We start from the raw sequence: 11819 nt of genomic DNA on the forward strand, positions 1-11819 counted from the left end.
TTACTATGAAAAGACTCTCTATTATTTTTTCTGCAAATTACTTCATGCAGATTTTATAAAATCAACACTGGATATTTCGTTTTTACATTAATTTTTTTTAGAAAAATTTTATTGTAATCTACGATTGTATTAATCTGTAAATAATCATAAACAACTATAAACCTATGTTAAAGAATTTTACTTTTTTAGCGACGTTATTTTTATCTGTTTTATATGCCCAGGTAGAAATATCAAATAAAAATAAACCAGAAATAGATAATGCTACTGATGGTATTTATGTTAATTTTTCTGATAAAGGTGTTTTACTTCCACGAATATCATTGAATTCATTAACAGAACTTAAAAATTCCTCTGGAGTTAATTTTCCTAAACAAGGAGATGCCTCTCAAATGATTGTATATAATACAAATAGAGCTTTAGGAGAGGGGTTTCATTTTTGGGATGGATCAAAATGGCGTGCTTTGTTAGATTTTGAAAATGTTATTGCACAGTTAAATTCTTCTGTGATGTATTCTGCAAATGCAAATGGTATTGATATTGGAAGTGATAAGAGTTATGTTCAAGGTAGTGAAACAACTCTACCTAATTATACGTTCAATCAATCAGGAACTATTGCAACTAATAGAAATTTTATACCATTAAATATTTCAAAAATAGTACGTACAAATAAGCCTAATAACAAAGTGTCTTTTACGTTTACAGGAATTGCTCAAATTCAACAAAGTAATAGTTTATTGACCTTTGCAATAGGAGTTTTTGTAGATGGACAATTAAAATATGTTGAAAATTATACAGGTAATTTTACTTCAAATAGCTGTGGTTTTGTTCCTGTAGATTTGGATGGAATAATTCTCAATTTGTCAACTACTCAAGATCATACAATAGATGTGAGAATACATCCACGAAGAAGTTATGATTTATCTACACCAGCAACTACATATGCTTACACATTTGGAAAATCTATAGGAACATGTACTAATTTACCATCTGAAGTAATGAAATCAAGATTAATATTAACAGTAAAAGAGTAAACCTATGAAAAAAATATTACTTTCAATAATTGTCTTATCAAGTGCTGTTAATGCACAGGTAGCTTTATCGACTAATGTAACCAATGATAACTTGATTTTAGATTCTAAACAAAGTACAACTTCTACAAAAAATGATAAGACCTTTGTTTTACCAAGAAATGCAATGAAGGATCGAAAAGATAAAACTAACGTAGATCTTAGTTTAGGTTCAAATTTACAATCAGGTTTATTAATTTATAATACAAATACCTCTTTAGGAAATGATAAAGGACCTTATTTTTGGTATAATTATACTTCATCTTTAGGAGCTTGGACCCCTTTTGTTTCAACTAAGAATGAAGGTTCGTTAACTAATCTTGCTAATTTAAAAAATTACCCCTTACCAAGTACAACCGATATTGTTTCGGCGACTAATAATCCTACTACAGGACCTTATGCGAATTCTTGGCAAAATAATTTAGGGGATTTGATTACGGATACAAGTAAAAGATGGCAAGTGTTGCCCAATTTTACTCAAGAATTTCAAATATATAATTCAAAAAATATTATTTTTTATCGATTAACAGGTTTTGTAGAAGCATATAGTGCTTCAGCAGAGAAAGCGATAAGTTATGATGTAGGAATTTTTGTAGATGGTAAATTAACTGTGTATAGTCCTTTTTCTTTAGCAGGTAATTCTACTCGAAATTGTATGTATAATGTATTTAGTTTAAGAGGTCTTACGAATGATTTGTCTAATGGAAAACATACCATACAAGTTGCAGTTAAGAATAGAAATATATTAAATTCTAATGCTACTGTAAATGTAACTTATAATAGTAGAAATTCTAACTGCGGTATATCATCTACAGATGGGTATTTACCTAATCAATCTGTAAATGAAGGATTATTAAGTATAAAAATTCAAGAAAATCCATCTATTCTAAATAATTAATTATGAAAAAGTTATTATATATATTACCATTTATAGCTCAATATAGCATAGCTCAAGTTATTATATCTAGAGATACAAATACAACTACAGATTCTTCAGTTGGTTTAGAAATAAGTTCATCTAATCAAGCTGTAGCTTTACCAGAGTATAATATAACGGCATATAATGTTCACCCTTATACTAAAGAACCAAAAGGAGGAGCTATTGTTTTTAGCCCAAATAAAAATGGTGGATTAAATGAAGATTTTTATGGATATTTTTATTGGGATGATGATCAACATTTATGGGTTAAATTATTAGATTCAGTTTCATTTAGTTCTGATAAAGACTTTAGTTCACCCTACTTTTTTACTAATTATGATGGAGCTTCAAATACAAGTATTGGAGTAGATGTATTATCTCCTTTTAGTAACATAAATAACTCAGGTAATACTACATTATCATCAATGACTAATTCAAACCATATTAATGGAACAAACTTGAATGCAATGACTTCAAATTATTGGACAATTGTACCAGCAGGTTTTCAACCAACTTTTAAATTTGCAAAAACAGCTGATGCTTTTGTAAAAGTAAATGCAATGCTTGTAAAACCAGGAGGAGGAACTTTTGATTTTAGTATTGCAATGGGAGTTTTTATTAATGATGTTTTAGTCGCCAATAAAATATTTCCATTTGTTAATCTAGCTGATCAGGGTTATTGTGCAAGAAGAAAAATTACAATTTTAGCTCCTGTAAATAATATTCCTGCAAATATTGATCAGAAAGTAAAAATAGGATTTAAGATTGTAGGAAATAACCATTTCAATTCAACAAATCAGTCCTCTGGTAATAATTTCACGTTGAATAATGGCAAAATATCTGTAGGATTAGGATTTAGTAATACAAACGGTTCAACAGGTACTTATTGTGCTAATTCTAGTTTTCAATCACCAATTAATGTAACAGTATACGGAGTGACTAGATAAAAAAAAATAATCACCTATAAACTTTGTAGGTGATTTATTTATATAAAAACAAAAGAACTTAGTATGACTAAGTTCTTTTTTATTTTTACATCTTATTGATCTCCGCCTCCAGGACCTGGATCTGGAGTTGTTGATCCACCTCCGTGACCTCCACAGAATAAATGTAACAAACAATAGAAGATAAACTCTTTTCTGTCTTCTAATTTCTCTACTTGAAAATCATTAATTGACTTTTTCATAATTAAATAGTTTTTGGGTTAATAATAAATATGTTAGTAGAAAGCAAGGAATGTAATCCCAACTTTTTATTTAATTTTATAATGTAAATGTGGAAGAAGTAAATTATATAATAATTTACAAAATTTGTTTGTATTGAATTGTTTCATAGGTAATAGAGTTATAGTTTGGTATTTCAAATATAGAATAAGTTTTAAATTTTTAATAATAATAAACCGTTTTTAATTCGTTTTAAATCAGCTATTTTAATGTTTTGTTAAAAAATAAACGTTTATTAAGTATTTATAATCTCTAAAATGATCAGATAGGGAATTAAACTTCTTAAAAAAAAGATAAAATATAGATTACTTGAAATAATATTAGAAGTTTATCATTTCAAATTTAATAGCTTTACAGCTTAATATTATTCAATTGGATCAGAAAATATTAGATCACATTTTAAATAAGGATTGGGAACAAGCTTTTAAACTTCTTGTAAAAGATTATCATCAGAGAGTTTATTGGCAAATTCGTCGTATGGTTTTGATTCATGAAGATGCGGATGATATTGCTCAAAATGTTTTTATCAAGATTTATCAAAATTTGAATTCATTCAAAAATGAATCGAAATTATCGACATGGATTTTTAGGATAGCCTATAATGAAACAATCAATTTTATTCATAAAAATGCCAAGGAACAAAATGTTTCGTTCGAAGATTATTCGATGAATATTGCGGATGATTTATCTACGGATGAATATTATACAGGTGACGAAATTGAGTTGAAATTACAAAAAGCAATCGCAAGTTTGCCAGAAAAGCAACGTGTAGTATTTATGATGAAATATTATGATGAAATGAAATATGAGCAGATTTCTGAAATTTTAGGCACATCTGTTGGTGCACTAAAGGCATCTTATCATCATGCTGTTACAAAAATTAAAGAATTTTTAGAGGATGAAGATTAAACCTTTTTAACTTTTTTTTGTCTTATGTATGATATGAAAGAAAATGGATTAAAAAATAATTTTAAAATTCCTGAGAATTATTTTAAGAATTTAGAAGATGAAATTTATCTTAAAAGCTTAAAACAAAAGGAAAATTATACAACTCCAACTAATTATTTTAATGATTTAGAACAATCAATTTTATCGAAAACTATTGATAAAAAAGAAACAAAAGTTATACATTTCAATATTTGGTGGGCAGCTGCTTGTATATTGCTATTAGCATTGGTTGTTACTCCTTTTGTGATTAATTCTACAGAAAAATCTACAGAAGTTGTGGATACAAAAACTGAAAATCACGTTTACGAGAAGATTTATGATTCATATATAGTGAGCGATCAAAACAAAAAATCGTCCAATGTAACATTAGACGATTCTGATTTTGCTTTATATGATTATTAAGAAATTCTAAATAATTTCTGCACTTAAACCTCGGTTCAATAATTCTGTGCATCGAGGTTTTAAATCTTCTAATTCACCAGTCAAGACTTCGCATTTACCTTTGTAGTGAATCAAAATAGAACATTGTTCCGCTTGTTCTGGCGTGTGTTCACAAACATCAATCAACGACTCGATTACCCAATCAAAAGTATTCACATCGTCATTGTAAACAATAATTTGATATTTGTGCGATTCCTGTTCCAATACATCAACAGCCGAATCTTTTTCCGTTTCCCACATGGGTTGCGTTGCGTATTTTGTCATATCATTTTATTTTTTGAAATGTAGTGCAATCCACTCATTTCGTTGTTTTTTAGATACAAATTTCAAACCATTTTCTGTACAGAAAGCTAAGATATCATCAAAATCTTGCTCCATTAATCCACTTAAGAATAAATCTCCATTTTCATTCAAAACATTGATATAAGAAGGAATTTGACTGATTAAAATATTTTTGTTGATATTCGCTAAAATAATGTCAAATTGTTTGCTTCCCAAAAGTGAATTATCACCCATTTTAGCATCTAAACTAACACCATTTCGTTTTCCATTTTCGATAGAATTCTCCACAGCCCATTCGTCAATATCGATACATTCTGCATAATTTGCATCACGTTTCATTCCTAAAATTGCAAGAATTGACGTTCCACAACCCATGTCCAAAATATCTTTTCCAGTAAATTCAGTTTCCAAGATATATTCTACCATCAAGTGTGTTGTAGAGTGGTGTCCAGTCCCAAAAGACATTTTTGGTTGAATGATAATTTCGTACGGAATATTTTCAACTGTTTCGTGAAATTCTGCACGAATCAAACATTGGTCGTTGACTAAAATTGGTGTGAAATTTTCTTCCCAAGTTGCATTCCAATTTTGTTGTTCAATTTCTTGACGCGTATAAGAAAAATCAATATTCTCGATAGAATCAATAACTTCTTTTACTTGGTCAATATTTTCGTCAGTTTTTGGCATGTAAGCATCAAAACCTTCTTCGTTTTCAACAAAACTTTCAAAAGGTAATTCAGAAATCATTGCAATAATAATTTCATTAAAAGGCTCTACTTCCGCAACTTTAAATTTATATTCGATATAATTTGTCATAAAAAAATGTAGAAAACATCAAATTGTTTTCAGCTGCAAATTTACGATTTTTATAATTAATGATAAAGGAGATTATTTATCAAATGGAAAGTCTTTCAAACCAACCATCATTTCACGTTTTCCTGGAGGTCCAGGACGTTTTTGTACAATATAGCCCAAATCTTTCAATCCTCTTTTTATGGTTCCTTTCGCTGCATAAGTAGTAAAAATGGCAGATTTTTTAATTAAAGAATCAACAATTTCTAACAATTCTTTTTCCCATAATTCTGGTTGAACACGAGAACCAAAAGCGTCAAAATAAACTAAATCAAAATTATTTTCGTTGATATTTTTCAGATTGAAAAAATCTTCTTCTACTTTTTTAATTTCAAAATATGGAGAAATTTTATGCCAATTTTCCCAACTCGAATGAAATAATTGTTGATAATAATCTAAAAATTCTTCTTTTCGATGTTCAAATTCCGGATAAAGTTTGAAAACATTTTCAAAATAATTCACCAATTCAAATTCTTCATCAGAAACCGGAAATTTTTCGATTCCAACATATTGCACAGAAATTTTATGTTTCTCCGCTTCTATCAAAGTAATGAAAGAATTAAGTCCCGTACCTAATCCAATTTCTATAATTTTTATAGGATTTTTTGTTTCTGTAAAATGATGAAATCCATTTTGTATAAATACATGAAAAGCCTCTTGTACAGCGCCATGTTTGGAATGATAAGATTCATCCCAATCTTCAATATAGATAGTTTTTGAACCATCTTCCGTTTCTTGAATAATTCTTTTCATCGTCGAAAGTTATGATTTTTATTATGAAAAAGTGCAAATAAAATGTACCTTTGATAAGCACAAACAAAATATATCGTAAAATGATTATAGAAAAAATTGCTGAATCAAAATTTAACGATTCAGTTTTCAACTCGACTACTTTTGGGAAAGAGTTTACAGATCACATGTTGATCGCGCATTACAAAGATGGTAAATGGGATGAGCCAAAAATTGTTCCTTACGGACCAATTTCAATGACGCCAGCAGCGATGTCTTTCCATTATGGTCAAACAATTTTTGAAGGAATGAAAGCCTACAAAAATGATAATGAAGAAGTATTTATTTTCCGTCCAGAGAAAAACTTCGAACGTTTTAATTTATCTGCGGCTCGTCTTAATATGCCTCAAATTCCGAAAGAAATTTTTATTGATGGTTTAGAAGCAATTATTGATATCGATCGTCAATGGGTACCAAAAGATTACGGAACGTCATTATATATTCGTCCAGTAATGTTTGCAACAGAAGAAGCAGTTTCTGCAAGAGCATCTAACGAATATATTTTTGCAATTTTATTAGCTTATGCACCTAATTATTATGACAAACCTTTGTCAGTTAAAATTGCTGATTTCTACAGCCGTTCTGCACAAGGTGGTGTTGGTTTTGCTAAATGTGGTGGTAATTATGCGGGATCATTTTTCCCAACTTCTGAAGCGCAAAAAGATGGTTATGATCAAGTAATTTGGACAGACTCTATCGAACATAAATATATCGAAGAAGCTGGTACAATGAATGTAATGGTACGTATCGGAAACAAAATTTTAACTGCGCCTACTTCTGAACGTATTTTGAATGGAGTTACTCGTGATTCTGTTTTGACTTTAGCAAAAGATAACGGTTACGAAGTAGAAGTACGCCCTGTAGAAGTGCAAGAAATGTACGAAGCTTACAAAGCAGGAGAATTGAAAGAAGTATTTGGTTGTGGTACTGCTGTTGTAATTACACAATACGATGCAGTAGGGTTTGGTGAAGAGCGTGCTCAATTACCAGCTATTGCAGAAGAAGATTCTTTCGCATTACAATTGAAAAAGAAATTAAAAGATATTCAATATGGATTAGCAGAAGATCCTTATGGATGGAGAATTAAAATCGAAGAACAAGCCTAATTTAGTTTAAGTAAGTTTTTTTTTAAATATAAGCTGACAATTTGATTGTCAGCTTTTTTTGGCACGATATTTAATAATATGTTATACAAAGTACTATATTTGCAAAATGAATGGACTACAGAAATTTTTAATCATCTGTTCAGGGAGTAGTCTTGAACTCTTGAAAAAAACACCAACAGATATCAACAAACATGTCGGTATTGGAGGTGTCATATTATTTACAGGAATTTTGGCGGCTTTGTCTGCTGGATATGCGCTGAATACTGTTTTTGATAATATATATGCAGCAACAGGTTTTGGTTTGTTGTGGGGATTGATGATTTTTAATCTTGACCGATATATTGTCACATCAATGAAAAAATCAGGTGGATTTTTTCGTCAGTTTTTTATTGCTTTGCCACGTATTTTGGTTGCTGTTTTATTAGGTATTGTGATTTCGAAACCGTTAGAATTAAAAATTTTCGAGAAAGAAATTAACAAGCAATTAAATATTATTGTCAATCGAAATAAAGCAGAATTACAAAAAGGAATTGATGCGCGTTATGCTGAATTGGGAACGCCTTTTTCGAATGAACGAAAAGAAATTTATGCAGAAATTGATAAATTAAGAAATGAGTATAATTCAGCTTCTACCGAGTTGGAAAAAGAAGTTGTTGGTACACAAACTGAAACAACAACTGGACGCGAAGGTTATGGACCAAATGCGAAACGAAAAGCAGAATTAAAAAAACAAAAAGCTGCCGAAATCGAAACTTATATTCAACAATCTGCACCTCGTTTGACTGAAATTAACAAAGAATTGGATCGATTGAATGTGGCGAAAGAGAAAGAAATTGATGCGGCTAAACCAACGGAAGAAAATTACAATGGTTTTGCAGCTCGTATGCAGGCTTTAGATGAATTGTCAGTTAATAATCCAATTTTAGGAACTGCAGCAATTTTTATAGCTCTTGTGTTTATCTCGTTAGAAACTGCGCCAGTTTTGGTGAAATTAATTGCGCCAAAAGGACCTTATGATTTTCTTTTAGAAAAACATGAACATTCGTTCAAGATTTTTAGTAAAGAATCAATTCAGATTATGGATATTAAATCAGAGAAACGAGTCAAACATGAATTTGAAAAAGCATAAATAATGAAAAAGTAACTTCTAATTGAAGTTACTTTTTTAATTTTGCACAAGATATGGAAACTTATAAAATAGAAATTTACGGAGAAGACGAAAACCAAATTCAACGAATGGAAGAGGTGATTGCTCCTATAAAAGATATACAGGATTATTTTTGGAAAATTCTTTGGGTTGATGGCGAAAGTGAAACGGACGAATATTCGGTTTTCGAATTGCAAGAAGTGATTGATCAACAAGACGGAATTTTTGTGGAATATGATCAATTAGAAAGTTTGTGTTACAAAATGGAACATGTAACGGAGGCGTTAATTATAGGAGATCGAAAAGAAAATAATTTGCATGTAAATATTGAGGATGAAAATTTATATGACAATGAAGTCGTGTTTGAATTTGTGAAAGATTCGCATTGGCAAATTTTGACTTCGGATATCAATATTGTAGATACGTTTAAAGTTTTCTTTCCAAATAGTAAAATCATTGATTAAAAATAAAAGCCACTTTTTAGTGGCTTTCTTTTTTATTTTTGATTCAATTTATGAAAAATTTGTAAGGTTTCTTTCGCTTCTTTTACATCATGCACACGCAAAATTTTTGCACCTTTTTGTAACGCAACCATATTCAGCACAGAAGTTCCGTTTAAAGCTTCTTGCGGAGTTGTTTCGAACAAATTATAAATCATTGATTTTCTCGAAATTCCGACTAATAAAGGAAAACCTTCAAAACCTAAAGCTTCCATTTTACTGAATAATTCGTAATTATGATCCAATGTTTTTGCAAAACCAAAACCAGGATCCAAAATAATATCATTCACTTTTGCAGCTTTTAATTGTGCAATTTTCTGCGAAAAATATTCGTTTACTTCCAGTGTAATATCTGCATATTCAGGATTATTTTGCATCGTTTTCGGTGTTCCTTTCATGTGCATCAAAATGTACGGAACTCGAAGTTCTTTTATTGCATCAAACATATTTTCGTCCAATTCCCAACCCGAAACATCATTTATAATAGAAGCGCCTGCTTTTGCAGCTTCGCGTGCCACATTTCCTCGAAAAGTATCAATCGAAATAATCAATTCTGGATATTCTTCAATAATTTTTTCGATAATTGGTGCAGTTCTATCAATTTCTTCTTGCTCCGAAATGTTTTCAGCTCCAGGTTTTGTCGAATAACCACCAATATCAATCATATCGGCACCTTCGAACAAATGTTTTTCAACTTTTTCTAAAATCAAATTCATCGATTGATTACTACCACCATCGTAAAAAGAGTTTGGCGTTGTATTCAAAATTCCCATAATTTTAGGCTCGTTCAAATCAATCAAACGACCATTACAATTAATTGTCATATCTTAGAAGTTCTTTAAGCAATTTCAATTATTTTTGAAATCGAAACGAAATTATGAAAAATACCTCAATTCAATTTAAAGAAATCATCTCTGTTTGTCGAGATTTATATACAAAAAAATTACAAGATTATGGTCCGGCTTGGCGTGTACTACGTTTGCCATCGTTGACAGATCAAATTTTTATCAAAGTAAATCGCATTCGTACGTTGCAAGAAGCGACAGAGCGTTTGGTTGATGAAGACGAAGAAGGAGAATTTGTGGCGATCGTTAATTATTCGATTATGGCATTGATACAGCTAGAACTTGGTTTTGCAGATCAGCCAGATTTGACAGATGAACAAGCTATCGATTTTTATGATAAATACGCAACAATCGCGCATGATTTGATGATGAAAAAAAATCATGATTATGGTGAAGCTTGGCGAGATATGCGTGTTAGCTCGATCACAGATTTGATTTATCAGAAAGTTTTGCGCACAAAAAGTATCGAAGATAATAAAGGAAAAACAATTGTGTCAGAAGGTTTGGATGCAAATTATTTGGATATGATTAATTATTCGATTTTCGCAATGATTTTAATTAACGAAAAGAAAATTTCATGAGGTATTTGGTACAATTTGCTCGAATTATAGTTGGAGTTATTTTTATAATTTCTGGATTTGTAAAAAATGTAGATCCAATTGGATTAAGTTTCAAATTAGAAGAATATTTTTCGCCAACAGTTCTTAATATTCCATTTTTAGAAAGTTTGAGTTTGCCTTTGGCAACATTTTTCTCCATTTTTGAAATAGTTTTAGGTGTTTTATTATTATTTGGCGTTTGGAAAAGATTTACCACAATAGCTTTATTGTTAACGATTATTTTCTTCACATTCTTGACATTTTATTCAGCTTACTTCAATAAAGTAACCGATTGTGGGTGTTTTGGTGATGCGCTAAAACTAGAACCTTGGACATCATTTTACAAAGATGTTGTGCTTTTGGTGTTGATAATTATTTTAGTGATTGGTCAAAAATATATCAAACCATTATTCGTCGAAAAAGCGAATTATGTAATCAATTTTATAACAATTTTAGGTTCTGCAATTATTGCTTATATCGGAATTAATCATTTACCAATTATCGATTTTAGACCTTATGCAGTTGGAAAAAATTTGATTGAAGGAATGAAATCTCCACAAGAATTAGGTTTGAAACCAACAACGTATAAAACGATTTACACCATGAAAAATAGTGTAGATGGAAAGGTTGTTGAAATTGATGATGCACAATATATTGCGGATGATAAGTGGTATAAACACGGAACGCCTTGGGTGATTGAAGCGGATAAAACGCGTACAATTGTGGAGAAAAAAGGGTACGAACCACCAATTCACGATTTTAATTTTGATTGTAATGGAGTTGATAAAACTTCTGAAATTTTGAATGCGCCAAAAGCGATTGTTTTTGTCATTCCTCTTGTTGAAAAAGTAAACGAGAAACAAATTGCGAAATTAAATACTTTAGGAAAAGAAGCGAAAGCAAAAGGTTTTGTTGTGACAGCAGTTTCGAACAATCCAATTAAAGGTTTAGAATTGGAGAATTGTTTCATGGATCAAACAACGATGAAAACAATTATTCGTTCAAATCCAGGAGTGATGATTTTAGAAAAAGGAACGGTAAAAGCGAAATATCATGACAACGATTTTCCTTCAATTAATCAATTAGAAGAATTATTTTAAA

Annotated in this window: 15 protein-coding genes; 10 read left to right on the plus strand and 5 right to left on the minus strand. The window is 30.2% G+C overall.

What is annotated here, in order from left to right; all coding sequences use genetic code 11:
• The first annotated feature begins 164 nt into the window (after positions 1–164).
• From FH779_RS02525 to FH779_RS02535, 3 genes are read left to right on the plus strand one after another with little or no spacing between them, the layout of a single operon-like run.
• Entirely contained in the window at positions 165–1031 is an 867-nt protein-coding gene (locus FH779_RS02525; protein ID WP_180905930.1) for a hypothetical protein, read from the plus strand.
• A gap of 4 nt (positions 1032–1035) precedes the next feature.
• Positions 1036–1965, plus strand: coding sequence for a hypothetical protein (locus tag FH779_RS02530; RefSeq protein ID WP_180905931.1), 930 nt, complete (start codon positions 1036–1038; stop codon positions 1963–1965).
• A 2-nt stretch (positions 1966–1967) separates the two neighbouring features.
• Positions 1968–2933: a hypothetical protein gene (locus tag FH779_RS02535; protein ID WP_180905932.1), complete on the plus strand. Its 966-nt coding sequence runs from the start codon at positions 1968–1970 to the stop codon at positions 2931–2933.
• A 92-nt stretch (positions 2934–3025) separates the two neighbouring features.
• Here FH779_RS02535 and FH779_RS02540 read toward each other — a convergent pair whose 3' ends face one another.
• On the minus strand, positions 3026–3172 hold the full coding sequence (locus FH779_RS02540) for a hypothetical protein (protein WP_180905933.1): 147 nt from the start codon (positions 3170–3172) through the stop codon (positions 3026–3028).
• A gap of 403 nt (positions 3173–3575) precedes the next feature.
• Here FH779_RS02540 and FH779_RS02545 point away from each other — a divergent pair, with 403 nt between their 5' ends.
• The gene (locus FH779_RS02545) at positions 3576–4118 is read left to right on the plus strand and encodes an RNA polymerase sigma factor (RefSeq protein ID WP_221414077.1); all 543 of its coding nucleotides are present in this window, start codon (positions 3576–3578) and stop codon (positions 4116–4118) included.
• A 33-nt stretch (positions 4119–4151) separates the two neighbouring features.
• On the plus strand, positions 4152–4559 hold the full coding sequence (locus FH779_RS02550) for a hypothetical protein (RefSeq protein WP_180905935.1): 408 nt from the start codon (positions 4152–4154) through the stop codon (positions 4557–4559).
• 6 nt (positions 4560–4565) lie between these two features.
• Here FH779_RS02550 and FH779_RS02555 read toward each other — a convergent pair whose 3' ends face one another.
• The 3 genes from FH779_RS02555 to mnmD form a co-directional block, all read right to left on the minus strand.
• Positions 4566–4862 carry an ATP-dependent Clp protease adaptor ClpS gene (locus FH779_RS02555; RefSeq protein ID WP_180905936.1) on the minus strand — a complete coding sequence of 99 codons (297 nt, stop codon included), beginning with the start codon at positions 4860–4862 and terminating at the stop codon, positions 4566–4568.
• A 6-nt stretch (positions 4863–4868) separates the two neighbouring features.
• Complete coding sequence (gene prmA, locus FH779_RS02560) at positions 4869–5696, minus strand: 50S ribosomal protein L11 methyltransferase (RefSeq protein WP_180905937.1); 828 nt, start codon at positions 5694–5696, stop codon at positions 4869–4871.
• Between the two features lie 72 nt (positions 5697–5768).
• Positions 5769–6485 carry a tRNA (5-methylaminomethyl-2-thiouridine)(34)-methyltransferase MnmD gene (mnmD, locus tag FH779_RS02565; RefSeq protein WP_180905938.1) on the minus strand — a complete coding sequence of 239 codons (717 nt, stop codon included), beginning with the start codon at positions 6483–6485 and terminating at the stop codon, positions 5769–5771.
• An 80-nt stretch (positions 6486–6565) separates the two neighbouring features.
• Here mnmD and FH779_RS02570 point away from each other — a divergent pair, with 80 nt between their 5' ends.
• The 3 genes from FH779_RS02570 (at position 6566) to FH779_RS02580 (ending at position 9238) form a co-directional block, all read left to right on the plus strand.
• Positions 6566–7627 carry a branched-chain amino acid aminotransferase gene (locus tag FH779_RS02570; protein ID WP_180905939.1) on the plus strand — a complete coding sequence of 354 codons (1062 nt, stop codon included), beginning with the start codon at positions 6566–6568 and terminating at the stop codon, positions 7625–7627.
• Positions 7628–7733: 106 nt separating this feature from the next.
• The gene (locus tag FH779_RS02575; protein ID WP_180905940.1) at positions 7734–8756 is read left to right on the plus strand and encodes a DUF4407 domain-containing protein; all 1023 of its coding nucleotides are present in this window, start codon (positions 7734–7736) and stop codon (positions 8754–8756) included.
• 53 nt (positions 8757–8809) lie between these two features.
• The gene (locus tag FH779_RS02580; protein ID WP_125350302.1) at positions 8810–9238 is read left to right on the plus strand and encodes a hypothetical protein; all 429 of its coding nucleotides are present in this window, start codon (positions 8810–8812) and stop codon (positions 9236–9238) included.
• Between the two features lie 32 nt (positions 9239–9270).
• Here the strand turns inward: FH779_RS02580 and folP are convergent, their stop codons facing one another.
• Positions 9271–10098, minus strand: a complete 828-nt coding sequence (gene folP, locus FH779_RS02585; RefSeq protein ID WP_180905941.1) for a dihydropteroate synthase — start codon at positions 10096–10098, stop codon at positions 9271–9273.
• Between the two features lie 53 nt (positions 10099–10151).
• On the opposite strand from folP, the gene FH779_RS02590 reads away from it, so the two are divergent.
• A complete protein-coding gene (locus FH779_RS02590; RefSeq protein WP_180905942.1) occupies positions 10152–10700 on the plus strand; it encodes a DUF1599 domain-containing protein in 549 nt (182 codons plus the stop codon).
• Entirely contained in the window at positions 10697–11818 is a 1122-nt protein-coding gene (locus tag FH779_RS02595; protein WP_180905943.1) for a BT_3928 family protein, read from the plus strand. Before FH779_RS02590 ends, FH779_RS02595 begins: the two co-directional genes overlap by 4 nt.
• The last annotated feature ends 1 nt before the right edge of the window (position 11819 follow it).

This window comes from Empedobacter falsenii (assembly GCF_013488205.1).
GTDB classification, from domain to species: Bacteria; Bacteroidota; Bacteroidia; order Flavobacteriales; family Weeksellaceae; genus Empedobacter; species Empedobacter falsenii_C.